Annotated in this window: 25 protein-coding genes; 1 reads left to right on the forward strand and 24 read right to left on the reverse strand. The window is 74.3% G+C overall.

The genetic code is table 11. The annotated features are described in order from the left end of the window. Positions 1–72 precede the first annotated feature (72 nt). A complete protein-coding gene (locus AC24FB_RS03650; protein WP_425714519.1) occupies positions 73–1,395 on the forward strand; it encodes a coiled-coil domain-containing protein in 1,323 nt (440 codons plus the stop codon). A 9-nt stretch (positions 1,396–1,404) separates the two neighbouring features. On the opposite strand, the gene AC24FB_RS03655 is transcribed toward AC24FB_RS03650, so the two are convergent. From AC24FB_RS03655 to AC24FB_RS03770, 24 genes are all read right to left on the reverse strand, one after another. Beyond that, entirely contained in the window at positions 1,405–1,875 is a 471-nt protein-coding gene (locus AC24FB_RS03655; RefSeq protein WP_425714520.1) for a GNAT family N-acetyltransferase, read from the reverse strand. Positions 1,876–1,962: 87 nt separating this feature from the next. Beyond that, positions 1,963–2,784 carry an alpha/beta fold hydrolase gene (locus AC24FB_RS03660; protein WP_425714521.1) on the reverse strand — a complete coding sequence of 274 codons (822 nt, stop codon included), beginning with the start codon at positions 2,782–2,784 and terminating at the stop codon, positions 1,963–1,965. Between the two features lie 159 nt (positions 2,785–2,943). Beyond that, positions 2,944–3,261, reverse strand: a complete 318-nt coding sequence (locus AC24FB_RS03665; RefSeq protein ID WP_425714522.1) for a hypothetical protein — start codon at positions 3,259–3,261, stop codon at positions 2,944–2,946. Next, positions 3,261–4,283 carry a family 1 glycosylhydrolase gene (locus AC24FB_RS03670; protein ID WP_425714523.1) on the reverse strand — a complete coding sequence of 341 codons (1,023 nt, stop codon included), beginning with the start codon at positions 4,281–4,283 and terminating at the stop codon, positions 3,261–3,263. The genes AC24FB_RS03665 and AC24FB_RS03670 overlap by 1 nt, the downstream gene beginning before the upstream one ends. An 8-nt stretch (positions 4,284–4,291) precedes the next feature. Further along, positions 4,292–4,987, reverse strand: coding sequence for an endonuclease NucS (gene nucS / locus AC24FB_RS03675; RefSeq protein ID WP_425714524.1), 696 nt, complete (start codon positions 4,985–4,987; stop codon positions 4,292–4,294). 103 nt (positions 4,988–5,090) lie between these two features. Beyond that, positions 5,091–5,510 carry a DUF2550 family protein gene (locus AC24FB_RS03680; protein WP_425714525.1) on the reverse strand — a complete coding sequence of 140 codons (420 nt, stop codon included), beginning with the start codon at positions 5,508–5,510 and terminating at the stop codon, positions 5,091–5,093. A gap of 6 nt (positions 5,511–5,516) precedes the next feature. Continuing rightward, on the reverse strand, positions 5,517–5,831 hold the full coding sequence (locus tag AC24FB_RS03685; protein WP_425714526.1) for a F0F1 ATP synthase subunit epsilon: 315 nt from the start codon (positions 5,829–5,831) through the stop codon (positions 5,517–5,519). Between the two features lies 1 nt (position 5,832). Continuing rightward, positions 5,833–7,296: a F0F1 ATP synthase subunit beta gene (atpD, locus tag AC24FB_RS03690; RefSeq protein WP_425714527.1), complete on the reverse strand. Its 1,464-nt coding sequence runs from the start codon at positions 7,294–7,296 to the stop codon at positions 5,833–5,835. Between the two features lie 50 nt (positions 7,297–7,346). Beyond that, positions 7,347–8,240: a F0F1 ATP synthase subunit gamma gene (locus AC24FB_RS03695; protein WP_425714528.1), complete on the reverse strand. Its 894-nt coding sequence runs from the start codon at positions 8,238–8,240 to the stop codon at positions 7,347–7,349. A 3-nt stretch (positions 8,241–8,243) separates the two neighbouring features. Continuing rightward, positions 8,244–9,875 (reverse strand): F0F1 ATP synthase subunit alpha, encoded by a 1,632-nt coding sequence (gene atpA, locus AC24FB_RS03700; RefSeq protein WP_425714529.1) that lies wholly within the window; start codon positions 9,873–9,875, stop codon positions 8,244–8,246. A gap of 62 nt (positions 9,876–9,937) precedes the next feature. After that, the gene (locus AC24FB_RS03705) at positions 9,938–10,750 is read right to left on the reverse strand and encodes a F0F1 ATP synthase subunit delta (protein ID WP_425714530.1); all 813 of its coding nucleotides are present in this window, start codon (positions 10,748–10,750) and stop codon (positions 9,938–9,940) included. 5 nt (positions 10,751–10,755) lie between these two features. Then, the gene (locus AC24FB_RS03710; protein ID WP_425714531.1) at positions 10,756–11,340 is read right to left on the reverse strand and encodes a F0F1 ATP synthase subunit B; all 585 of its coding nucleotides are present in this window, start codon (positions 11,338–11,340) and stop codon (positions 10,756–10,758) included. After that, the gene (atpE, locus tag AC24FB_RS03715) at positions 11,340–11,543 is read right to left on the reverse strand and encodes an ATP synthase F0 subunit C (RefSeq protein WP_425707879.1); all 204 of its coding nucleotides are present in this window, start codon (positions 11,541–11,543) and stop codon (positions 11,340–11,342) included. Before atpE ends, AC24FB_RS03710 begins: the two co-directional genes overlap by 1 nt. 79 nt (positions 11,544–11,622) lie before the next feature. Next, entirely contained in the window at positions 11,623–12,441 is an 819-nt protein-coding gene (atpB, locus tag AC24FB_RS03720) for a F0F1 ATP synthase subunit A (protein WP_425714532.1), read from the reverse strand. A 185-nt stretch (positions 12,442–12,626) separates the two neighbouring features. Next, positions 12,627–13,229, reverse strand: a complete 603-nt coding sequence (locus AC24FB_RS03725) for a Cg1360 family ATP-synthase-associated protein (protein WP_425714533.1) — start codon at positions 13,227–13,229, stop codon at positions 12,627–12,629. Further along, a complete protein-coding gene (locus AC24FB_RS03730) occupies positions 13,226–14,338 on the reverse strand; it encodes an MraY family glycosyltransferase (RefSeq protein ID WP_425714534.1) in 1,113 nt (370 codons plus the stop codon). Before AC24FB_RS03730 ends, AC24FB_RS03725 begins: the two co-directional genes overlap by 4 nt. Then, on the reverse strand, positions 14,335–15,105 hold the full coding sequence (locus AC24FB_RS03735; protein WP_425714535.1) for an L-threonylcarbamoyladenylate synthase: 771 nt from the start codon (positions 15,103–15,105) through the stop codon (positions 14,335–14,337). Before AC24FB_RS03735 ends, AC24FB_RS03730 begins: the two co-directional genes overlap by 4 nt. After that, positions 15,102–15,998 carry a peptide chain release factor N(5)-glutamine methyltransferase gene (gene prmC, locus AC24FB_RS03740; RefSeq protein WP_425714536.1) on the reverse strand — a complete coding sequence of 299 codons (897 nt, stop codon included), beginning with the start codon at positions 15,996–15,998 and terminating at the stop codon, positions 15,102–15,104. Before prmC ends, AC24FB_RS03735 begins: the two co-directional genes overlap by 4 nt. Next, positions 15,995–17,104, reverse strand: coding sequence for a peptide chain release factor 1 (prfA, locus tag AC24FB_RS03745; protein ID WP_425714537.1), 1,110 nt, complete (start codon positions 17,102–17,104; stop codon positions 15,995–15,997). The genes prmC and prfA overlap by 4 nt, the downstream gene beginning before the upstream one ends. 106 nt (positions 17,105–17,210) lie before the next feature. Further along, entirely contained in the window at positions 17,211–17,429 is a 219-nt protein-coding gene (rpmE, locus tag AC24FB_RS03750; RefSeq protein WP_425714538.1) for a 50S ribosomal protein L31, read from the reverse strand. Positions 17,430–17,565: 136 nt separating this feature from the next. After that, on the reverse strand, positions 17,566–19,647 hold the full coding sequence (gene rho, locus AC24FB_RS03755) for a transcription termination factor Rho (protein ID WP_425714539.1): 2,082 nt from the start codon (positions 19,645–19,647) through the stop codon (positions 17,566–17,568). Between the two features lie 285 nt (positions 19,648–19,932). Beyond that, a complete protein-coding gene (gene thrB / locus AC24FB_RS03760; RefSeq protein ID WP_425714540.1) occupies positions 19,933–20,856 on the reverse strand; it encodes a homoserine kinase in 924 nt (307 codons plus the stop codon). Next, on the reverse strand, positions 20,853–21,956 hold the full coding sequence (gene thrC / locus AC24FB_RS03765; RefSeq protein ID WP_425714541.1) for a threonine synthase: 1,104 nt from the start codon (positions 21,954–21,956) through the stop codon (positions 20,853–20,855). The genes thrB and thrC overlap by 4 nt, the downstream gene beginning before the upstream one ends. 1 nt (position 21,957) lies before the next feature. Continuing rightward, positions 21,958–23,352: a homoserine dehydrogenase gene (locus tag AC24FB_RS03770; RefSeq protein ID WP_463652774.1), complete on the reverse strand. Its 1,395-nt coding sequence runs from the start codon at positions 23,350–23,352 to the stop codon at positions 21,958–21,960. Positions 23,353–23,420: the final 68 nt, after the last annotated feature.

Consider the following 23,420-nt stretch of genomic DNA (forward strand, 5'->3'; position numbering starts at 1 on the left):
CCCTGGTCGCCGATACCTGCCCGTGACGTGCCCGCAGCACGACCCGGGCGCTCCCCGACCGTGAGGACCGTCATGGACGAGCAGGCCAGCTTCCCCGTCGTCATGCGGGGCTACGACCGCGCCCAGGTCGACCACCGCATCAACGACCTCACGAGCCGGCTCGGTGCCGCGCGCGAGCACGTCGAGAGCCTCGACGCCCGCGTCCTGCGCCTGACCACGGAGCTCGAGGACGTCCGCGGCCAGCTGGCTGAGTCGGGGACGCCGACCTACGCCGGGCTCGGCTCGCGCACCGCCCACCTGCTCTCGGCGGCCGAGCAGCAGGCCAACGAGGTCGTCGAGCAGGCGGAGAAGGACGCGCGTCGCACGACGGAACGCGCGCAGTCGATGGCCGACCGGCTCGGCGAGCGCTCCGAGCGCGAGGCGGCGGCTGTCCTCGGCGACGCCCGGCGCGCGGCCGACCTGCTCACCTCCCGCTCCGAGTCCGAGGCCGCGGCCCGCGTGCAGGACGCCGAGGTCCGGGCGGAGGAGCTGCTGACCGCGGCGGAGCGCCGGGTGGCGTCGATCCGCCGCGAGATCGAGGCCGAGGAGATCACGCGGCGCGCCGACCTCGAGCGCGAGCTCGGGCTCGCCCGCACCGCTGCCGCCGAGGAGCTGGCGTCCGCCCGGGCGAGTGCCGAGCGCGACCTCGCCGCCGCGCACGAGGCGGCGACCATCGCGCGGGTCCAGGCCGTCGAGCAGGCCGAGCAGCGGGCTGACGAGGCCGAGCGTCGGGCCGCCCAGGCGCTCACGCTCGCCGAGGAGGTGACCCGGGAGGCCGACGAGGAGGCCCGGTTCCGCGTCTCCGAGGCCACCGAGGAGGCCGAGCGCCTGCTCGCCGAGGCCCGCGAGGAGGCCGAGCGCACCCGCGGCGACGCCGCCGAGGAGGCCGACCGGTCGCGCATCGGCGCCGGGGTCGAGGTCGCCCGCCTCGAGCAGCGCCACACCCTGCTCACCGAGTACCTCGAGCAGATCCGACGCGCGCTCCACGAGGTCGTCGAGGTCGGCGCCACGGACGGCACGTCCGCGGCCGCCCGGGCCGACGACGCCCTCGCGGCGGCCGCCGCCCCCGGCCCGACGACGGACCGCACCGCCGACGCCGATGCCCTGGGATCCACATCCGAAGGCACCGACGACGTGTCCGACGACGACCGGCCCGCCGACCACCACGCGACGGTCGAGCACCCGACGACCGAGGAGCCCGCGGACGAGGACGCCGATGAGAATGCCTCGGGAGCCGAGCACGACGCCGCTGGGGCCGAGACCGACGCCGAGGACGCGGCGTCACCGGCCGAGGACCGCACCTCCTCGGCGAACGACACCGCCGACACCCCCGCCGACGACGAGCAGCGCGCCTGACGCCTCCGCTCAGCGCACCATCCGCACGGTCGGCAGCGGCCCGAACGCGCCGGTCTCCCCGTCCTCGACGAACCCGTGGCGGCGGTAGAACGCCCGGGCCCGGGCCTGACCGTCCCACACCCACAGGGACGCCGGCGCGTCACCGAGCGCCATCTGCATGAGGTTGTCGGCCGTGCCGCTGCCCTGCTCGTCGACGTCGAGGTAGATCGACTCGAGCTCGAGCGGGCGCACGTGACCGGCACCGACCGCGGTGGCGCGGGCGAACCCGACCGCGCGTCCGTCGCGGTGGGCGAGCCAGGTCGGCGCCGCCTCGTCCTCCGCGAGGAGCTCCGCCCACATCTCCGGGTACCGCGCGAGGCGCGCGTCGAGCCACGCGGCGTCGACCGAGTCGGCGTAGGTCGCGCGCCAGACGCGGGCGTGCAGCTCGGCCAGGGCCTCGGCGTCGAGGACGGTCGCGGGGCGGATCTTCGCGGTGGTCACCGCGTCACCCTACGGCCGCCCCGGACCTCGCGCCGCCAGGGCCCTCGGCCCTCCGGCCGACCGCACCGTCCTCGGCCGCTCCGGCGGTCACGCCGCCGCTGTGGCCGCCCGCTCGTGGAGGTCGCGCAGCGCCCGGCCGACCGCCTCCGGGTCCTCGAGCGGGGCGAGGTGCCCGACGCCGTCGACCTCGAGGACCTCGGTGCGCAGCGCCTCGGCCATGTCGAGGGCGTCGTCGTCGGAGGCGAGGCCGTCCTCGACCCCGCGCAGCACGAGGGCCGGGACGCCCCGCTCCCCCAGGGCGCGCAGGTCGGCGAGCGAGTCGGGCCGCTCCGCCATCGCGCGCGCGGCGAACGCGACGCCGTCCGGGGTCGCCTCCCCCGCCCACTGCGCGACGAGGTCGACGAGCTCCGGCGAACGATCCGCCGTCGTCGGTCCGAGCAGGCCACCGAGCGTCGGCATGACGGCGGACACCCCCGCCGGCCCCAGGACGTCGGCGGCCAGGCGCTCGCGCCTGGCCCGCGCCTCGTCGGTGTCCGGGGCCGCCTTCGTGTCGAGGAGACCGACGCCCGAGAGCCGCTCCGGGGCGAGCGCGGCGAGCCGCATGGAGACGTAGCCGCCGATCGAGGTGCCGGCCACGACGAACCGGTCGACGCCGCGCGCGTCGAGCGCGGCGAGGACGGCCCGGGCCACCAGCTCGAGGGAGGGGCCGCCGGCCCAGTCGACGGCGTCGGCCACCTCGGCCGGGCCCGGCGAGTCGCCGAAGCCGGGCGAGTCGAGCGCGAGCACCGGGACGTCGCCGAGGTGGGACAGGGCGCGGTCGTACATGCGCGCATCGAGCGGGAACGCGTGGAGGAGGACGAGCGGGAGGCCGTCCGCGGGGCCGTGGGGGTGGGCGGCGAGCATGCTCATGCCGTCAGGGTCCCACCGCTCGGCCGCCGCGGCCAGCCGTGGAGGTGCGGAGTCGACGGGAGGCAACGCCGGACCGTCGCGGATCGCTGCCGGGCCGCGGGCGACGGAGGCTGCCGCGTACGCCGGGCGAGCAGGCTCAGCCCCGCCGAGCGACCCGACTCAGCGCCGCCGTGTCGGCCGCCGGGTCCCCCGGGCACGCCAGCAGGCGGTGTGCCAGTGCCGACGGTCCTCCGCGCCGGCGTCCACGCCCCAGATGTGCTCGGCGGGCCAGGCCACCACGTGCGAGGTCCCGGGCAGGATCTCCTGGTCGCAGCCCGGGCAGCGGTAGGTCTTGTCCGACGAGCGGACGGTGCGGACCTTGAACTCCTCGCCGCCGGGACCGGCCTCCTGCCGCGGCACCGAGGCGAGCCGGTCCATGTCGAGCGGCACGTGCTCGGAGGAGTACGGCCGCTTGCCGGAACGCCGGTTGCGGGCCATCAGCGCACCACCGTGACGATCCCGCGCACGTCCGCACCGTCCTCCGCGGCGCGGCGGGCGGCCGACTCGTGCGCGGCGAGCCCGTCCCCGTCCCCCACCTCGCCGGTCCCCGTGGCGACGAGCGCGAGCAACGGGGTGCCGAGGTAGGCGTTGTCGAGGGCCGTGAGCACCTCGTACAGGCCGCCGGCGTCCACGGAGCGGCCGCCCGGGGTTTCGGCGGTGTGGACGAGCTCGACGTCGTCGGCGCCGGGCGCGTCGGAACGGCGCACGACGGCGGCAGGCGCGGACGGGCCACCGCCCCGTGCGTCCGCGGGGATGCCCGCCCCTCCGCCGGCAGCCGCTCCCCCACCGGCGCCCGACCGTCCGCCGGCCCGCCGCACCGTGCGCGTCCCCGCGTGCTCGACGAGCAGGACGTCGAGCCCCCGCCGGATCGCGACGAGGTCGCCGGGGCGGACGTGGTCCCAGGGGGCCGGCGCGGTGGCCGCGCGCGCCTCGACCGGGTACGTGCCGTCGAGCAGCGGGCCGAGGACGAGGTGGTTGCTCACGAGGTCGACCTCGTGCGCCGCCGCGAGGTCGTGCACCGACCCGGGATCGGCGGCGCGCGTCACCTCGAGGTGGACGGACGTCCCGACGACGCCGGCGCCCGCGTCCCGCAGCGCCTCCGCCGCGGCGCCGTGACCGAGCAGCGCGTGGTGCAGGGCCGCGAGGGTCGCGCCCACGTCGCCGCCCCCCGCGGCGCGCGCGGCGCCGAGCGGGTCGCGGCCGGTGAGCCACACCGCGCCCTCGTCGTCGGCCAGCTCCGTAGCGGCACGCGAAAGCTCCGCCCGGCGCGCGACGCCCGCGCGCGTGGTGTCGGCCCCGGGCCCGAGGACGACCACCGGGGTGCGCCCCTGCGCCCGCACGCGCCCGACCTCGGCGGCGAAGGCGCGGGCCGCGGCGTCGTCGTCGAGCAGGGACTCGTGCGCGGTGACGAGGGCGGCTGCGTCGGGCGCGAGCCAGGTGCCGGGGGCGAGCGTGGTCACGGCGTTCCCTAGAACAGGCGCGAGTCGACGTCGTCGACCCCGCGCATCGCGTCGTAGTCGAGGACGAGGCACCGGATCCCCCGGTCCTCGGCCAACGTGCGGGCCTGCGGCTTGATCTGCTGCGCCGCGAACACCCCGGAGATCGGGCTCAGCAGCGGGTCCCGGCCGAGGAGCTCGAGGTAGCGGGTGAGCTGCTCGACGCCGTCGATCCCGCCCACGCGCTTGATCTCCACCGCCACGGCGGCGCCGGCCGGGTCGCGCACGAGGAGGTCGACGGGGCCGATGGGCGTGGGGTGCTCGCGCCGCACGAGCCGGTGACCGTCGCCGAGGAGCTCGACCTGCTCGGCGAGGAGCGCCTGGAGATGGGACTCGACGCCGTCCTTGACCAGGCCCGGGTCGACGCCGAGCTCGACGCTCGTGTCCGAGATGACCTCATGGAGACGCACGACGAGCCGGTCGTCCGTCTTGGCGGCGCTGACCTCCCACACGAGGGCGGTGCCGTCGGCGGCCTCCGCCTCGTCGGGCTCACGCTCCTTGAGGGTGCACGGCGCGGTCATCCAGTTGAGCGGCTTGTAGCTGCCGCCGTCGGAATGGACGAGGACCGAGCCGTCGGCCTTGACCATGATGAGGCGCGGGGCCAGCGGCAGGTGCGCCGCGAGCCGTCCCGAGTAGTCGACGGAGCAGCGGGCGAAGACGGTACGCACAGCGAGCCACGCTACCCCGGGCCCCGCGGCGCAGGGAGCAGCGGCTGGGACGGGCGGTGCGGATCACGCGCCCCGCACCCCACCGACCGTTCGAGAGTGCGGCTCAGGTCTCGCGGACCCGGGGCGGGGCGCCCTCGCTCCACCCGATGAGACCCTGCATCGCCGACGGCGCCATGCGCAGCTCGGCGGTCACCCGCCCGTCCGAGAGCCGGGTCTCGACCACCGCGCGGCCACCGGGGTCCGGCGGCCGCCGGTCGTGCCCGAGCAGCTCGAGCGCCGAGCGCTCCATCCGCAGCCGCGGTCCGGGCGAGAGGGACGCCAACTGGTACCAGAGGAGCTGACGCGCCCCGAGCTGTGCGAGCCCGCGGCGCCAGCGGTCCTCCCCCACGCGCAGGCGGCACTCGACGGTGCCGCCCCTGCGGTAGAGACGCAGCGCGCGCCACAGCACCGCGCACGCCACGGCCGCGCACAGCACGAGGACGGCGAGGATCCCGAGGACCACCAACCATCCGGTGCGCGGCATCGCGACCTAGGCGAGTGTCGAGTCGTCCGCGGCGCCCTCGACCGAGAGCGACCCGGCGCCGGTCGAGGCGTCGGACACGACCACCGTCACCACGTCGTCGTCGACCGACACGAAACCGCCGTGGACGTCGAGGCTGACCGTGGACCCGCCGGACGTCACGCGGGCCGTCCCCTGCGTGAGCACGGCGAGGACGGGCTCGCGGCCCGGCAGCACGCCGAGCTCGCCGGCCGCGGCGGGCACCACGACCGAGGACGCCTCGCCCGACCAGAGCACCCCGGTCGGGGAGACGACGTCGACCGTCAGCGATCCGTTGCCCGCCACGTCAGCGCTCGTCGGCCTGGATCTTGGACCATGCGCGCTCGAGGTCCTCGATCCCGCCGATGTTGAAGAACGCCTGCTCCGGCACGTGGTCGTACTGGCCGTCCGCGATGCGCTTGAACGCCTCGACGGTCTCGGCGACCGGCACCGTGGAGCCCTCGACACCGGTGAACTTGATGGCGGTGTAGGTGTTCTGCGAGAGGTACTGCTCGATCCGGCGCGCGCGGGCCACCGTGACCTTGTCCTCCTCGGAGAGCTCGTCGACGCCGAGGATCGCGATGATGTCCTGCAGCTCCTTGTTCTTCTGCAGGATCGACTTCACGCGGGTGGCGACCTCGTAGTGCTCCTGGCCCACGAACTCCGGCGCGAGGATGCGCGAGGTCGAGGTCAGCGGGTCCACGGCCGGGTAGAGACCGCGCGAGGCGATGTCGCGCGAGAGCTCGGTCGTCGCGTCGAGGTGCGCGAACGTCGTGGCCGGCGCCGGGTCGGTGTAGTCGTCGGCGGGCACGTAGATCGCCTGCAGCGAGGTGATCGAGTGGCCGCGGGTCGAGGTGATGCGCTCCTGGAGCTGGCCCATCTCGTCCGCGAGGTTCGGCTGGTAGCCCACCGCCGAGGGGACGCGGCCGAGCAGCGTGGAGACCTCGGAGCCCGCCTGCGTGAAGCGGAAGATGTTGTCGATGAACAGCAGCACCTCCTGCTGCTGGACGTCGCGGAAGTACTCCGCCATCGTCAGGGCGGACAGGGCGACGCGCAGGCGGGTGCCCGGCGGCTCGTCCATCTGGCCGAACACGAGGGCGGTCTTGTCGAAGACCCCGGCGTCGTCCATCTCCTCGATGAGGTCGTTGCCCTCACGGGTGCGCTCGCCGACACCGGCGAACACCGACACACCACCGTGGTCCTGCGCGACGCGCTGGATCATCTCCTGGATGAGGACCGTCTTGCCGACGCCGGCGCCGCCGAACAGGCCGATCTTTCCACCCTGGACGTAGGGGGTGAGGAGGTCGATGACCTTGATGCCGGTCTCGAACATCGTGGTCGAGCCCTCGAGCTCGTCGAACCGCGGGGGCTTGCGGTGGATCGGCCAGCGCTCGGTGACCTCGAGGGTCTCGCCCTCGGCGAGGTTGAGCGGCTCGCCGGTCACGTCGAAGACGTGGCCCTTGGTCACGTCGCCGACGGGCACGGAGATCGGGGCGCCCGTGTCGCGCACCTCGCCGCCGCGGACGAGGCCGTCCGTCGGCTTGAGGGCGATGGCGCGCACGAGGTTGTCGCCGAGGTGCTGGGCGGTCTCGAGCGTGATCTCGGCGGCCTGCTCCTGCCCCGGCAGCTGGAGGGTGGTCTTCAGCGCGTTGTAGACCTCGGGGATCTGGCCGGCCGGGAACTCGACGTCGACGACGGCACCGATCACTCGGGCGATGCGGCCGACGCCGGCGGCGGTGGCCTGCGGCGTCTCGGACTGGGTGGCGGTCATGAGTGGTGTCCTCGGTCTCGGGTGCTCGTAAAGGTCGGTGGTCGGTGCGGTCAGCCGTTGCTCAGGGCGTCGACGCCCGAGACGATCTCGGAGATCTCCTGGGTGATCTCACCCTGCCGCGCCTGGTTCGCCAGACGCGTGTAGTCGCGGATGATGTCCTCCGCGTTCTCGGTGGCGGTGTGCATGGCGCGCTGGCGGGAGGCCAGCTCGGAGGCGGCAGCCATGAGCAGCTGCGCCCGGATGCGGTCGGACACGTACATGGGCAGCAGCTGGTCGAGGACGTCCTCGGGGCTCGGCTCGAACTCGTACAGCGGGAGCGCCTTGTGCTCCGGCTCCGCCACCCCCTCGACGACCTCGAGCGGGAGGACCCGGCGCCGCTGGACCACCTGGGTGACCATCGACTGGAACCGGGTGTAGACGACGTGCACCTCGCTGACGGCGCCCTCGCCGGGCTCCGCCCGGTAGGCGTCGAGCAGCGCCCGCGCGATCTCCTGGGAGACCTCGACGGACGGGCTGTCGGACTCGCCCGTCCACGTACGCACGATCGGACGGCCGCGGAACTTGAAGTAGCTCTCGCCGCGGCGGCCGAACACGTACACGTGCGGGGTCTTGCCCTCGGCCTCGAGGTCCTCGACGAGGCGCTCGGCCTCGCGCAGCACCGTCGCCGAGTAGGCCCCGGCCATGCCGCGGTCGGAGGTGACCACGAGGACCGCGACGTCGGTCGTGTCCTGCCGGCCCGAGATCAGCGGGTGGTCGAGGTCCGCGTGCGAGGCGACCGCCGACACCGCGCGGATGAGCGCCCGGGTGTAGGGGTCGGACCCGAGCGCGGCGTCGCGGGCCCTGCCGATCCGCGAGGCCGCGATGAGCTCCATCGCGCGGAAGACCTTCTTGAGCGTCTGGGTCGCCCGGATCTTCTGCTTGTAGACGCGCTGCTGTCCCGCCATGGATCAGGCCTTGGCCTTGACGATCTGCTCCTGCGCGACCTCGGCCTCGGACTCCTCCTCGCCCTCGACCTCCTCGAGGAGCTTGCCCTCCCCGGTGGTGAAGCCGGAGCGGAACTCCTCGATGCCGGCGCGCATGGCGTCGACCGTCTCGTCCTCGAGCTTCCCGCTCGAGACGATCGACTGGAGCACCTGGGTGGACGACCGCATGTGGTCGAGCATCTCGGACTCGAAGCGGGAGACGTCCGCGACCGCGACGTCGTCGAGGTAGCCGTTGGTGCCGGCCCAGATCGAGACGACCTGGTCCTCGACCGGGTACGGGGAGGACTGCTGCTGCTTGAGCAGCTCCATGAGGCGCTCACCCCGGGTGAGCTGGCGGCGCGTCGTCGGGTCGAGGTCCGAGGCGAACATCGCGAAGGAGGCCATCGCGCGGTACTGCGCCAGCGTGATCTTCAGCGTGCCCGCGACCTTCTTCATCGCCTTGATCTGGGCGTCGCCACCGACCCGCGAGACGGAGATGCCGACGTCGACGGCGGGACGCTGGTTCGCGTTGAACAGGTCCGACTGGAGGAAGATCTGGCCGTCGGTGATCGAGATGACGTTCGTCGGGATGTATGCCGAGACGTCGTTGCCCTTCGTCTCGATGATCGGCAGGCCCGTCATCGAGCCGGCGCCGAGCTCGTCGTTCAGCTTGGCGCAGCGCTCGAGCAGCCGGGAGTGCAGGTAGAAGACGTCACCCGGGTAGGCCTCGCGGCCCGGCGGGCGGCGCAGGAGGAGGGAGACGGCGCGGTAGGCCTCGGCCTGCTTCGACAGGTCGTCGAACACGATGAGGACGTGCTTGCCGTCGTACATCCAGTGCTGGCCGATGGCCGAGCCGGTGTACGGGGCGATGTACTTGAAACCGGCCGGGTCGGAGGCGGGCGAGGCCACGATCGTCGTGTACTCCAGCGCGCCGGCGTCCTCGAGCGTCTTGCGGACGGCCGCGATCGTCGAACCCTTCTGGCCGACGGCGACGTAGACGCAGCGGACCTGCTTGCTCGGGTCCCCCGACTCCCAGTTGGCCTTCTGGTTGAGGATGGTGTCGAGCGCGATGGCCGTCTTGCCGGTCTTGCGGTCGCCGATGATGAGCTGACGCTGGCCGCGCCCCACCGGGATCATCGCGTCGATCGCCTTGAGACCGGTCTGCAGCGGCTCGTGGACCGACTTGCGGGCCATGACGCCCGGGGCCTGGAGCTCGAGGGCGCGGCGGCCCTGGATGTCGGCGATCTCGCCGAGGCCGTCGATCGGCGTGCCGAGCGGGTCGACCACGCGGCCGAGGTAGCCGTCGCCGACGGGCACGGAGAGCACCTCGCCCGTGCGGTGGACCTCCTGGCCCTCCTCGATGCCGGTGAACTCACCGAGCACGACGACGCCGATGTGGCGCTCCTCGAGGTTCATCGCGAGGCCGAGCGTGCCGTCCTCGAAGCGGAGCAGCTCGTTCGCCATCGCGCCCGGGAGTCCCTCGACGGTCGCGATGCCGTCGGCGGCGGAGATCACGTGGCCGATCTCGTCCGTGCTCGCGGCCCCCGGCTCGTAGGAGCTCACGAAGCTGTCCAGCGCCGCCCGGATCTCGTCGGGGCGGATCGTCAGCTCTGCCATCTCAAGTTTCCTCACCTTGTCCGGTCCCGTGCGGTCCCGGTTGTCTTCGTGCGTGGGGTCGATCAACCGGCGATGCGCCGGCGGGCCTCGTCGAGGCGCGTGCGGACGGTGCCGTCGAGGACGGTGTGCCCGACCTCGACACGCAGACCACCGATGACCGCGGGGTCGATGTCGACGTGCAGGGCGATGTCGCTGCCGTGCTCAGCGGCGAGCACGGCGACCAGCCGGTCCCGCTGCTCGCCCGTCAGGGGCACGGCCGCCGTCACGCGGGCGACCTTCCGTGCCCGACGCTCCGCGGCGCGCTCGGCCGCGTGGGCCAGCGCCGTCAGAGCGGTGCGCTCGTGGCGCGAGCCGACGGCCCGCTGCGCGATGAGCAGGGCCTGCGGCGACACGCGGTCGCCCATGACCCGCGCGAGCAGCTCCCGGCGACCGGCCAGGTCCCGCGACTCCTCCGCGAGGGCGACCTCGAGCTCCGGGGAGCCGGAGATCACGCCGCGCACGTCGAGCAGCTCCGCGCCCAGCGCGTCGAGCCCGTCGCCGCGCTCCGCCGCCGCGAGGACGGTGTCCTGGCCGAGGATCTCGAGAGCCTCGACGATGTCGAGGTCCTCGGACCACCGGTCGCGCGCCAGCCCCGCGACGAGGTCGTTCACGCGACCGTCGACGGCCCCGCCGACGATGCGCGACGCGAGCGCGGCCCGGTCCTCGCCGGAGCGGGACGGGTCGGTCATGGCACGGCGCAACGCGGTGTTGTCGGCGAGCAGGTCCGCGACCGCGAAGATCGACCCCGCGAGGTCGAACGCGTCGTGGGCCTCCCGGACGACCGGGTCCCACCGGCCCTGGGCCTGCCCGAGTGCGACGGAGCTGGAGGCGCGCATGAGGGTCAGCCCTCCTGGGTGGTGCGGGTGGTGCCGGGCGTGGCGCCGGCCGAGCTGCGGGCCTCGAGGTCGTCGAGGAACCGGTCGACCACCCGCGACTGCGCGGCGGAGTCCGCGAGGGACTCGCCCACGATGCGGGAGGCGAGCTCGACGGCGAGCGAGCCGACGTCGGTGCGCAGGCTCTGCGCCGCCTGGCGGCGCTCGGCCTCGATCTGACGCTCGGCCGCGGAGGTCGTGCGCTCGGCCTCGTCCTGCGCCTTGCGCTGCGCCTCGGCCTCGATCTCCTTGCCGCGCGCGTTCGCACGCTCGCGGATCCCGGCGGCCTCGCGGCGCGCCTCGGCGAGCTCGCTGGCCGAGGACTCCTCGGCGTTCGCGAGCATGGCCTCGGCGTCCTCCGCCTTGCGCAGGCCCTCGGCGATCTTCTCGGAGCGCTCGTCGAGGATGCCGGTGAGACGCGGCACGCCCCAGCGGACGACCGCGAAGGCGATGACAGCGACGACCACCAGCGACCAGATGATGTCGTACCAGGCGGGGATGAGGAGGTCGATGCCGTCCCTCACCTCCGCGACGACGTTGCCGCCGGCGGGCATCAGAAGATGAGGCCCGCGATGAGGCCGAGCAGACCGAGCGCCTCGGCGAAGGCGGCGCCGATGAACATGTTGGTCATCAGGCGGCCCGCGACCTCGGGCTGACGAGCGGTGGCCTCCTGGGTCTTGCCGACGAGGTAGCCGATGCCGATGCCGGGGCCGATGGTGCCGAGGCCGTAACCAACTGCGGAGAGCGAGCCGTCCATGTGGTGGTTCCTTACTTGTGTGGGTGGAGATCGGTCGGGAAAGGGTCGGTGCCGGCCGGGGCCGGGCGCGCGGCCTGGATCAGTGGTCGGCCACGGAGAGCTGGATGTACACGGCGGCGAGCAGCGTGAAGATGTACGCCTGCAGCGCCCCGATGAAGATCTCGAAGAGCGTGAACGCGAGGCCGGCGATCAGCGTGACGCCACCCATCGCCGCGAGCGCGCCCGAGGCCTGGAAGAAGAAGTAGTGCGTGGCCGAGAAGCAGAGCACGAGCAGGATGTGCCCGGACATCATGTTCGCCAGGAGACGCACGGTGAGGGTGACCGGCCGCAGCAGGAAGGTCGAGATGAACTCGATCGGCGTGAGGATCACGTAGATCGGCTTCGGCACGCCGGCGGGGAAGAGCTGCCCGCCGAAGTACTTCTTCGCGCCCAGCTCCTTGATGCCCGCGTACATGAACGCGATCCAGGCGATGATCGCGAGCGTGAGCGGCAGGCCGACGACGGACGTGCCCGCGATGTTGAGGAACGGGATGACGCCGGTGAGGTTGAAGAAGAGCACGGACACGAAGATGACCGTGAGCACCGGCGTGTACTTCCGGCCGAGCCGCTCCCCCAGCGAGTCGAACGCGATGTTGCGGCGCACGAACTCCTGGACGAGCTCCATCATCGACTGACCGCGGCCCGGGACGAGCCGGAGCTTGCGCGTGCCGAGCCAGATGATGAGGACGGCCGCGATCGCCGCGATGAAACGGACCAGCATGATCCGGTTGATGGCGAACGGCGTGCCCTCGAAGAGGAAGGGCTCCGGGAAGAACTCCGTGAGCCCGGGGGCGTGCCAGCCCTCGCCCCCCTCGGCGGTGACGATGCGGACGTGCGCGGCAGTGGCGGCGTTCGTCAACGCATTCAGCACAGGTCGTCTCCCGGGTTCCTGGTGGGCGGCGTGGCGGCGACCTGCCGAGTGCTTCCTCGGGGCGCGCCGACGGCAGTCAGACTAACCCATCGCCCCGGCCCCTCCACCCCCGATCCCGCCCCTGGTGGAGCGACACGGGTCACGTTCGGGGGCGCTGCGCGCCGGCGCAGGCGTCAGTCCTGGTCGGCGGTCCGCGAGTACGGCTGGGTGTAGGGGATGCGTGCCGTCATCACGGCGTGGGAGTCGATGAGGACCGATCCGAGGACGGCCACGGCGGCCGAACCGAACAGGACGCCGCGGTGGAAGAATTCCGCGTCGCGCACCGCGAGCAGCACGAGGATGACGAGCACGGTCTTGAGCAGCCACGACCCCATGACCGCGATGACCATGAGGTCGAGGGGGCGCTTGGCGGCCGCGCGCACCGCGACCACGGTGGTCACCGCGAAGATCGCCGCGAGCCCGGTCCCGATGACGCCGCCCCACATCCCCCGCGAGCCGCCGACGAGGATGCCGATCCCGATCGACCCCACGGCGACGACGAGAAGGAAGAGGCTGAGGCGCTTGAGGATGCCGGTGAACAGCTCGGGCGGCAGCGCCGGGTCGTTGGGGTCGGCCCGGCGCGGGCCCCCCGGCTCGTCGGTGTCGGGGACGTCGGCGCCGGGGGCGTCGTCGGGGACGTCGGGCGCGTGCGCGGCGACGGGGGTGTCGACGTCGTGCGCGTCGACGTCGTGCGCGTCGTCGTTCGTCGCGGGGTCGCGGGGGGCGTGGTCGGTCACTGGGAGCTCCGGGAGGTGGGCTTGCGGTAGGTGGGCAGGAGGCGCGCGGTGAGCACGAGCGCGACGAGCACGGCCGCGCCGGCACCGATCGCCACCTGCTCGAGCTGGAAGAAGGCGAGCGAGACCGCCGTGCCGGACACCACCGCGGTCCACAGGTGGAGGATCCCGACGGCGGCCCGGTGGCTGTGCCCGAGCCGGAGCAGCCGGTGGTGCATGTGCGAGGCGTCGGCGGCGAAGGGCGAGCGTCCCGCGCCGACCCGGCGCACGACCGACGTGACGATCTCGATCAGCGGGACCGCGAGAACGGCGACGGGGATGAGGATCGGCACGAACGCGGGCAGCGCCCGGCTCGTCGAGAGTGCGGCGGGGTCGATCTGGCCGGTGACGATGATCGCCGCCCCGGAGAGCACGAGGCCGAGGAACATCGCGCCCGAGTCGCCCATGAAGATGCGGGCCGGGTGGAGGTTGTGCGGGAGGAACCCGAGGCAGACGCCGGCGAGCGCGGCGAGGACCGCGGAGGCCACGTTGGCGTAGTTCCCGGGCGAGGCGTCGCGCGCCAGCAGGTAGGTGAAGAGGAAGAACGACGAGGCGCCGATGAGGATCATCCCGGCCGCCAGCCCGTCGAGCCCGTCGACGAAGTTCACGGCGTTGACCACGACGACGACGATGAGCACCGTCGCGATGAGCGAGAACGCGGAGGACCCGATGGTGAGGCCGAAGATCGGGAAGGTGATGAGCTGGACGCCCTGCCAGGCCATGAGACCGGCCGCGAGGAACTGCCCCGCGAGCTTGGTCAGCCAGTCGAGGTCCCACACGTCGTCGGCCACGCCGATGAGGCAGATGACGGTGGCGCCGAGCAGCACTCCCCACGCCTGGGAGGACTGGGCGAACACGGCCTCGAGGTAGGGGATGCGCGAGGCGAGGACCATCGCGGCGGCGAAGCCGAGGAGCATCGCGAGCCCGCCGAGCCGGGGCGTGGGCACCGCGTGGACGTCCCGGTCCCGCACGGCCGTCAGCGCGCCGATCCGGACCGCGAGCCGGCGCAGGACCGGCGTGAGCAGGTACGTGACGACGGCGGCCAGCGCTGCGACGAGCAGGTAGGTCCTCATGCCGGGGCGGGCGCTCCCGCATCGGTGTCGGACCCGGAGGAGGGGTCGGGCCCCGCGCCGGCGTCCGGCCCGGAGGCGTCCTGTCCGGAGGCGTCCGCCCCCACGTGGGAGTCCGGCCCGGAGGCCTCGTCCTCGGCGAGCTCGGGCACGACCTCGGCGAGCTCGGCGAGGGAGAGCGCCCCGAGGCGGAGGACCCGGACCCGGTCGCCCGTCAGGTCGAGGATCGTCGACGGCTGCCCGCCGCCGACCGCCCCGCCGTCGAGGTAGACGGCCACGGACTCCCCCAGCTGCTCGCGGGCGTCCGTGCAGGTCGACGGCGCCGGCCGGCCGGTCCGGTTCGCGGAGGAGACCGCCGTGGGGCCGGCCCGGCCGAGGAGCTCGCGGGCGAGGGCGTGGTCGGGCATCCGCACCGCCACGGTCCCGCGGGTGTCCCCGAGGTCCCAGCTCAGCGCCGGCTGCGCGCGGCACACGAGGGTGAGCGCGCCGGGCCAGAACCGCTCGGCCAGGGCGTGCGCCGAGGGCGGCAGGTCCGTGGTCAGTGCGGGCAGGACGGCGAGGTCGCCGACGAGGACGGGCGGCGGCTTGTCGCGGCCCCGGCCCTTGGCGGCCTGGAGGACCTCGACGGCGGCGGGGTCGAACGCGTTCGCCCCGACCCCGTACACGGTGTCCGTCGGCAGCACGACGAGCTCACCACGGCCGAGGGCGGAGACGGCGGCGTCGAGGCCGACCGCGCGCTCGCGCGCGGAGGACGTGTCGAAGACGGTCACGAGGCCGAGTGTTCCACGCCGCGGGCGGGGCGCAGGGGCGCCCCCGCCGTGAGGAAGCGCTCCCGGCCGGTGAGGTCGCGGTGGGTGCGCGGGTCGGACAGCCCGAGCGCGTCCGCGTGGGCACGCAGCGCCGCCCCCTGCTCCTCGGCGTGCTCGAGGACCACGACCCCGCCGGGCGCGAGCAGCGCCGCCGCCCGCGCGAGCACCGCGCGGGGCACGTCGAGGCCGTCCGCTCCCCCGCCGTACAGGGCGCGGGCCGGGTCGTGGTCACGGACCTCGGGATCGCGGGGCACGGCGTCGTCGGGCACGTAGGGCGGGTTGGACACGACGACGTCGCACGTGCCGTCCAGCTCCGGGAGCGCGTCGCGCGCGTCGCCGGCCACGAGCCGCACCCCGGGCGCGTGGCGCTCGACGTTGCGGCGGGCGATCGCGAGGGCCTCCGCGGAGAGCTCGACGGCAGCGACCTGCGCGGTCGGCACCTCGGTGGCGACGGCGAGCGCGATGGCGCCGGAGCCCGTGCACAGGTCGACGACGACGGGCCGGCGCCCCTTCCGTGCGACGGCTCGCGCGGCCTCGATCGCGGCGCCGGCGACGAGCTCGGTCTCGGGCCGGACGACGAAGGCGCCCGGACCGGCGTGGAGCTCGAGGCGGCGGAAGTGCATCGTGCCGGTGAGGTGCTGGAGCGGCTCGCGCCCGGCGCGGCGCTCGACGAGGTGCGCGAGCGCGCCGAGCTGGTCCGCGCTCGGGTCCGGCGCCATGAGCAGCGGGGACCGGCCGGCGACGTGCTCGGCGAGCAGGCGGGCGTCGACCTCGGGGCTCGGCACCCCGGCGTCGGCGAGCAGCCCGGCGGCGGCCCGCACCGCGGCGCGCCACGTGGGCGCCGGCGCGGTCACGACCCGGCGGCGTCGGCGAGGCGGGCGGCCTCGTCGGCCTCGACCGCGGAGGCGAGGACGGGCCCGAGCTCGCCGTCGAGCACCTGGTCGAGGTTGTAGGCCTTGAACCCGGTGCGGTGGTCGGCGATCCGGTTCTCGGGGAAGTTGTACGTGCGGATCCGCTCGGAGCGGTCGACCGTGCGCACCTGGGAGCGGCGGGCGTCGGCCGCCTCGGCCTCGAGCTTCGCGTTGCGCTCGGCGAGCAGCCGGGCCCGCAGCACGCGCATGGCGGCCTCGCGGTTCTGGAGCTGGGACTTCTCGTCCTGCATCGACACGACGATGCCGGTGGGCTCGTGCGTGATGCGGACGGCCGAGTCGGTCGTGTTGACGGACTGGCCGCCCGGCCCCGACGAGCGGTAGACGTCGATCCGCAGGTCGCTGACGTCGATCTCGATCTCGCCGGGGTCGTCGACCTCGGGGAGGGCGAGGACGCCCACGGCGGAGGTATGGATGCGGCCCGCGGACTCGGTGACGGGCACGCGCTGGACGCGGTGGACGCCGCCCTCGTACTTCAGGCTCGCCCAGGCACCGTCCTCGGGTGCCACGTCGCCCCGGGTGCGCACGGACAGGGCCACGTCCTTGACCCCGCCGAGGCCGGTCTCGGTCAGGGAGAGGACCTGGGTGGTCCAGCCGCGTCGCTCGGCGTAGCGCGTGTACATCCGGAGCAGGTCGCCGGCGAACAGGGCGGACTCCTCCCCGCCCTCGCCGGCCTTGATCTCGAGGATGACGTCGCGGGAGTCGTCCGGGTCGCGCGGGAGCAGGACCTCGCGCAGGCGCTCGAGGGCGGCGGCGTGCACGGACCCGAGATCGCCGAGCTCGGCGCGCATCTGGTCCGCGTCCTCCCCCTCGGCCAGCTCGACGAGCTCCGCCGCGGCCTCGAGGTCCTCCCGAGCGGCGGTCTCGGCAGCCGCGGCGGCGGACACGCGGCCGAGCTCGGCGTAGCGGCGGGCCAGCGAGCGGGCCCGGCCGGCATCGGCGTGGACGTCCGGGTCCGCGAGCGCGACCTCGAGCTCGGCGTGCTCGGCGAGCAGCGGTGCGAGGGCGTCGTCCAGCTCGGGGGTGCTCATGGGGCCTCCCGGTGGGCCTGGGTCGCGTCGAGAAGTGGGTGGGAACGAACGAGCGCCGGTGGTGACGCCGCCGTGGGGCGGCGCCACCACCGGCGCGTCGTGGGAGCTAGCTGGTGGCCTTCTTCTTGCCGTAGCGCGCCTCGAAGCGGGCCACGCGGCCGCCGGTGTCGAGGATCTTCTGCTTGCCCGTGTAGAACGGGTGGCACGCGCTGCACACCTCGACGTTGATCGAGCCGGACGTGGCGGTCGACCGCGTCTCGAAGGTGTTCCCGCACGTGCACGTCACCGTGGTGGCGACGTACTCGGGGTGGATTCCCTGCTTCATGTACTACTCCAAGGGGTCTCACGACGTACCGGGTCGCCGCGCTGGTGCGAGGCGTGAACCGGAGGCCGACGGGACATTCTGCCAGTCCGGGCGCCCCCGGGTAAGGGGGGCCGCCCGTGACGTGGGTCGCGCCGAACTACTGGATCGCGTAGTCGGGGTCCGAGTTCGAGGGCGTGGTGGGGGTGTTCTTCTGCACGGTCATGAGGAACTCGGCGTTCGACGTGGTCTCGCGCAGCTTGCCCAGCAGCAGGTCGGAGGCCTGCTGGAGGTCGAGCGCGCCCATGACGCGGCGCAGCTTCCACATGATCTTCAGCTCCTCGGAGCCCATGAGCAGCTCCTCGCGGCGGGTACCCGACGCGTTGACGTCGACCGCCGGGAAGATCCGCTTGTCCGCCAGCTGGCGGGACAGGCGCAGCTCCATGTTGCCGGTGCCCTTGAACTCCTCGAAGATCACCTCGTCCATCTTCGAGCCGGTCTCCACCAGCGCGGAGGCGAGGATCGTCAGCGAGCCGCCGTGCTCGATGTTGCGGGCGGCACCGAAGAACTTCTTGGGCGGGTAGAGCGCCGCGGCGTCGACACCGCCGGAGAGGATCCGACCCGACGCCGGTGCGGCGAGGTTGTAGGCGCGCGAGAGCCGCGTGAGCGAGTCGAGGAGCACGACGACGTCCTGACCGAGCTCGACGAGCCGCTTGGCCCGCTCGATGGCGAGCTCGGCGACCACCGTGTGGTCCGAGGCGGGCCGGTCGAATGTCGAGGCGATGACCTCGCCCTTGACGAGGCGCTGCATGTCCGTGACCTCCTCCGGGCGCTCGTCCACGAGGACGACCATGAGGTGCACGTCGGGGTTGTTGACGGCGATCGCGTTGGCGATCTGCTGCATGATGATCGTCTTGCCGGCCTTGGGCGGCGAGACGATGAGCCCGCGCTGGCCCTTGCCGATCGGCGAGACGAGGTCGATGACCCGCGGCGTGATCGCCTTCGGGGTCGTCTCCAGCCGCAGCTGGTCCTGCGGGTAGAGCGGGGTCAGCTTGCCGAACTCGGGGCGCTGCCGGGCCTTCTCCACCGTCATGCCGTTGACGGTGTCGAGGCGCACGAGCGGGTTGAACTTCTGCTTCTGGTTCCGCCCGCCGCGGCCGCCACCGCCGCCGTGCTGCCCGCCGTTGCCGTCCTCGCCGGTCTGCCGCACAGCGCCGGTCACGGCGTCGCCGCGGCGCAGCCCGAACTTCTTGACCTGGTTGAGGGTGACGTAGACGTCGCTCGAGCCCGGGAGGTAGCCGGAGGTCCGCACGAACGCGTACTGGTCGAGGATGTCGACGATGCCGGCCACGGGCAGGAGCACGTCGTCCGCGGAGACCTCGGTCTCCTCGACGACGATGTCCTGGTCCTGGTTGCCACGGCCACGACGACGCCGGTCGCGGTTGCGGTCCCGGTTGCGACGACGACGCCCGCCGGGCCCGCCGTCGTCGTCCCAGTCGTTCCCGCTGCCGCCGTTGCCCGCGTTGCCGCGCTGATTCTGCTGGCCGGAGCTCTCCCGGCGCCGCGAGGCCGCCTCGCCGAGGTCGTCGAGCGTGAAGTCGGGCGTGCCGGAGTCGCCGCGGCGCTGCTGGTCGTTGCCGCCGTTGCGGTCGCGGCCCTGCTGCGAGCCGTTGCGGTCGTCGCGGCCGCCGTTGCGGTCGTCGCCGCGGCCACCGTTACGGTCCCGGCCCTGCTGCGAGCCGCCGGAGCGGTCGTTCTCCCGGCGCTCGGAGGCCTGGTCGGGGCCGTCCGACGCGGCCCGGGCGGAGGACCCGCCCTCGGCGGCCGCCGCGGGGGCGGAGCGGTCGGGCAGCGCGATGCCGAGGTCCGGGACCGGGTCGGCGGCGCGGGCGGTCGGGCTCGCGGGGGCCGAGGTGGCCCGGCGGGAGCGCCGCTGGCGGGGCTCGGGGCGCTCGTCGACGGCGCCGCCGGCGGTGGCGGGAGCCGTCTCGGCGGCGCTCGGGTCGTCGGCGGCGGGTGCCTCGGGGGCGCCGGCCGCCGCGGCCCGTGCGTCGGCGGGGGCCGACGGCTTGTCGGTCGAGGTCGACGAGCCGGACCGACCGGCCCGGATCGCCTCGACGAGGTCACCCTTGCGCATGCGGGCGGTGCCCTTGAGCCCCATCTGGGACGCGATGGCCTGCAGCTCCGCGAGCTTGAGGGTGGTGAGCGCGCCCTGTCGGGCGGCGTCGATGGTGTCTGTCACGAGGTGCCTTTCCTCGGTCGGCACCCGCTGACAGCGGGTGCGCTGCACACCCGGCTCGGTGCCGGGGAGATAGGTCTGCGCTCCTGTTGCACGACACGCTCGGATGCGGTCGGAATCGTGGAGGCTGACCGGCTGCGTGGGACACGGGGGCGCGCGTGGCGTACCGCCTGTCGTGCACGTGCCGGTGGCTTGATGATAACAGGCCGTGCCGCCGTCGGCGCGCCCCGCGCGCCCGAGGCGGCGGGGAGATCTCCCCCACCGGCCCCGGGCGTCATCGGTGAGGCGTCAGGCGTCGATCGTGCGGACCTGCGCGCCGACGAGATCGACGCCCGGGGCGACGACGCGCCAGCCGCGGGCCACGAGCAGCCGCGCGGGCGTCGGGTCGACCGGGGCGAGCACGAGGACCGACGGGCCGGCACCGGAGACGACGGCGGGCAGTCCCTGGGCGCGCAGCTCGTCGACGAGCGCGAGGGTCGCCGGCATCGAGGCCCGGCGGTGCTCCTGGTGGAGCCAGTCGACGGTCGCGGCGAGCAGCCGCTCCGGCGCACCGGCGAGGGCGTGGACGAGGAGCGCCGCGCGCCCGGCCGTCCGCGCGGCGTCCGCGTGCGGGACCGACGCCGGCAGCGCGGCACGCGCGGTCGTCGTCGAGAGCCGGTCCACGGGGACGACCACGGTGGGGTCGATCGCCGGGGCGAGGGCGAGGCGGACCGCGGTCGGGCCCTCGTCGTCGTCGATCCAGGCCACGGTGGCGCCGCCGAGCAGGGCGGGCGCCGCGTTGTCCGGGTGCCCCTCGAGCTCCGTCGCCAGCGCGAGGACCGAGGGGTCGTCGAGCGGGCCGCCCGCCTCGCCCGCGCCGGGGTCGAGCAGCCCGCGCGCGGCGAGCAGGCCGGCGACGACGGCGGCGGCCGAGGAGCCGAGCCCCCGGCCGTGCGGGATCCGGTTGGTGGCGCGCAGGTCGAGGCCCACCTGCGGGGCGCCGGCGGCCTCGAGGCCGAGCCGGACCGCGCGGACCACGAGGTGGTCCTCCCCCTCGGGCAGGGAGTCGGCCCCTTCCCCGGTCACCGTCACGCGGGCGGCTCCCGTCGTCGCGCGGACCTCGAGGTCGTCGTGGAGTCCGAGCGCGAGCCCGAGCGAGTCGAACCCGGGGCCGAGGTTGGCGGAGGTCGCCGGGACCCGGACGGCGACGGCGTCGGCGACGACGCGGCTCACGGGCGCAGACCGAGCGCCTCGGCCGCCGCCTCCACCGTTCCCGGCACCTCGGTGAGGGTGAGGCCGGTGTGGCCGAGCGCCGTCTCGGTGTCCTTGAGGCCGTTGCCGGTCACGGTGCAGACGATGCGGGCGCCGGCCGGGACCTCGCCGCGGCGGGCGGCGGCGAGCAGGCCGGCGACGGAGGCCGCGGAGGCCGGCTCGCAGAACACGCCGACCTCGGCCGCCAGCAGCGCCTGCGCCTCGAGGATCTCGTGGTCCGTGACGGAGTCGATGCGACCGCCGGAGTCGTCCCGCGCGGCGACGGCGAGGTCCCACGAGGCGGGGTTGCCGATGCGGATCGCCGTGGCGACCGTCTCGGGGTGCTCGACCACCGCGCCCTTGACGAACGGGGCGGACCCGTCGGCCTGGACGCCCCACATCTGCGGGACGCGGGTGGACACCGGGGCACGCCCCTCGGTGGTCCCCGCCATCGAGGCGGCGGTGGTCCGCCCGGCGTACTCGTTGTAGCCCATCCAGTAGGCCGAGATGTTGCCCGCGTTGCCGACGGGGAGGACGTGGATGTCCGGCGCGTCGCCGAGGGCGTCGACGATCTCGAACGCGGCCGTCTTCTGCCCCTGGAGGCGGAAGGGGTTGACCGAGTTGACGAGTGCCACGGGGTAGTCCTCCGCCATCTGCCGCACGATGCGCAGGCAGTCGTCGAACGAGCCGTCGACGGCGAGGAGCGTGGCCCCGTGGACCGCCGCCTGGGCGAGCTTGCCGGCGGCGATCTTCCCGGCCGGCAGGACCACGGCGCAGGTCAGGCCGGCGCGGACCGCGTAGGCCGCCGCCGAGGCGGAGGTGTTACCGGTGGACGCGCACACGACGACCTCGGCGTCCGTGGCGAGGACCTTCGTCATCGCGGTCGTCATCCCGCGGTCCTTGAACGACCCGGTCGGGTTCGCGCCCTCGACCTTGACCCACACCCGGGCACCGGTGCGCTCGGACAGGGCGGGTGCCTCGACGAGCGGCGTGCCGCCCTCGCCCAGGCTCACGGGCGTGTCGCCCTCGACCGGGAGCCGGTCGGCATACTCGGTGATGATGCCGCGCCACGGCTGGGCCACGTCAGACTCCTTCGACTCGGCGCACGGGCAGGACCGCTCGGACACCGTCCGACTCGGCCAGCTCGGCGAGGCACGCGGCGAGGGTGGCCTCGTCCGTGCGGTGGGTGGTGATCGAGAGCGTCGTGCTCTCCCGGTCGGCGGCGGTGGCCCGGGCGGGCGAGGCGCCGTCGTAGGCATCGTCGAACACGTCGTAGAGCTCGTCACCGTAGGCGGTCGGCTCGGCGTGCGCGGCCTGGCGGACCGCCTCGATCGAGATGCCGTGCCGGGCGAGGACCGCCGCGACCATCGAGAGCATCCCCGGCCGGTCCTCGATGTCGAGGTCGAACCAGGCGGTGACCTTCTGCCGCTCGGGCGGCAGCGGGGCGAGGTCGGCGTAGGCGGACTCCCGCGGGGCACGGCCGCCCCCGACCACGTGGCCGGCCGCGGCCACGAGGTCGGAGAGCACGGCCGAGGCAGTCGGCGCGCCGCCGGCGCCCTGTCCGTAGAACATGAGCCGGCCCGCGGCCTCGGACTCGACGACGACCGCGTTGAACGCGCCGCGCACCGAGGCGAGCGGGTGGTCGGCGGGGACGAGCGTGGGGCCCACGCGCACCGAGATGCCCTCGGGCGACCCGGTGCGCCGGGCGACGGCGAGGAGCTTGAGCGCCCAGCCGTGGTCCTGCGCGGCGGTCATCTCCTCCGCCGTGATGGACCGGATCCCCTCGACCGGGACGGTCTCGAGCGGGACGCGGGTGTGGAACGCGAGCGAGGCCAGCAGGGCCGCCTTCGCCGCGGAGTCGTGCCCGTCGACGTCGGCGGTCGGGTCGGCCTCCGCGAAGCCGAGGGCCTGCGCCTGGGCCACGGCGTCGTCGAAGCCGAGGCCGTTGGTCACCATCTCGTCGAGCACGTAGTTGGTCGTGCCGTTGACGATGCCGAGCACCTCGGTCACGGTGTCGCCCGCGAGCGACTCGCGCAGCGCGTAGACGATGGGGATCGCCCCGGCCACGGCGGCCTCGTAGTAGAGGTCGACGTCGGCGGCGGCCGCCGCGTCGTGCAGCTCGGGCCCGTGGGCGGCGAGCAGCGCCTTGTTCCCCGTCACCACGGAGGCGCCGGCCTCGAGCGCGGCGTGCACCAGCGCGCGCGGCGGGTCGATGCCCCCGATGAGCTCGACGACGACGTCCGCCCGGCGCACGAGCCCCTCGGCGTCGGTCGTCAGCAGGTCGCGCGGGATCCAGGGCTCGCGCTCCTTGTCGGCGTCGGACACCGCGATGCCGACGAGGCGGAGCGGGGCGCCGGCGCGGGCGGCGAGGTCGTCGGCGCGCTCGGCGAGGAGGCGCACGACCTGCGCGCCCACGGTGCCGGCACCGAGCAGGGCGACGCGGACGTCGGTGGGCGGGGTGGCCACGGGGGCACTCACATCCTTGGCGGGTCGGGCGACTGGTCCGCCCCGCGCCTGCGGGGCCGGGGGCCAGCATAGGTGCGCGC

It is taken from the genome of Georgenia sp. Z1344, from assembly GCF_057652375.1.

Excerpts from the sequence above, each read along its gene's own strand:
- AC24FB_RS03650 (WP_425714519.1), top strand. The coding sequence starts at position 73 with ATGGACGAGCAGGCCAGCTTCCCCGTCGTCATGCGGGGCTACGACCGC.
- AC24FB_RS03660 (WP_425714521.1), bottom strand. The coding sequence starts at position 2,784 with ATGAGCATGCTCGCCGCCCACCCCCACGGCCCCGCGGACGGCCTCCCG.
- AC24FB_RS03665 (WP_425714522.1), bottom strand. The coding sequence starts at position 3,261 with ATGGCCCGCAACCGGCGTTCCGGCAAGCGGCCGTACTCCTCCGAGCAC.
- AC24FB_RS03680 (WP_425714525.1), bottom strand. The coding sequence starts at position 5,510 with ATGCCGCGCACCGGATGGTTGGTGGTCCTCGGGATCCTCGCCGTCCTC.
- atpD (WP_425714527.1), bottom strand. The coding sequence starts at position 7,296 with ATGACCGCCACCCAGTCCGAGACGCCGCAGGCCACCGCCGCCGGCGTC.
- AC24FB_RS03695 (WP_425714528.1), bottom strand. The coding sequence starts at position 8,240 with ATGGCGGGACAGCAGCGCGTCTACAAGCAGAAGATCCGGGCGACCCAG.
- atpA (WP_425714529.1), bottom strand. The coding sequence starts at position 9,875 with ATGGCAGAGCTGACGATCCGCCCCGACGAGATCCGGGCGGCGCTGGAC.
- AC24FB_RS03705 (WP_425714530.1), bottom strand. The coding sequence starts at position 10,750 with ATGCGCGCCTCCAGCTCCGTCGCACTCGGGCAGGCCCAGGGCCGGTGG.
- AC24FB_RS03710 (WP_425714531.1), bottom strand. The coding sequence starts at position 11,340 with ATGCCCGCCGGCGGCAACGTCGTCGCGGAGGTGAGGGACGGCATCGAC.
- atpE (WP_425707879.1), bottom strand. The coding sequence starts at position 11,543 with ATGGACGGCTCGCTCTCCGCAGTTGGTTACGGCCTCGGCACCATCGGC.
- AC24FB_RS03730 (WP_425714534.1), bottom strand. The coding sequence starts at position 14,338 with ATGAGGACCTACCTGCTCGTCGCAGCGCTGGCCGCCGTCGTCACGTAC.
- prfA (WP_425714537.1), bottom strand. The coding sequence starts at position 17,104 with ATGAGCACCCCCGAGCTGGACGACGCCCTCGCACCGCTGCTCGCCGAG.
- rpmE (WP_425714538.1), bottom strand. The coding sequence starts at position 17,429 with ATGAAGCAGGGAATCCACCCCGAGTACGTCGCCACCACGGTGACGTGC.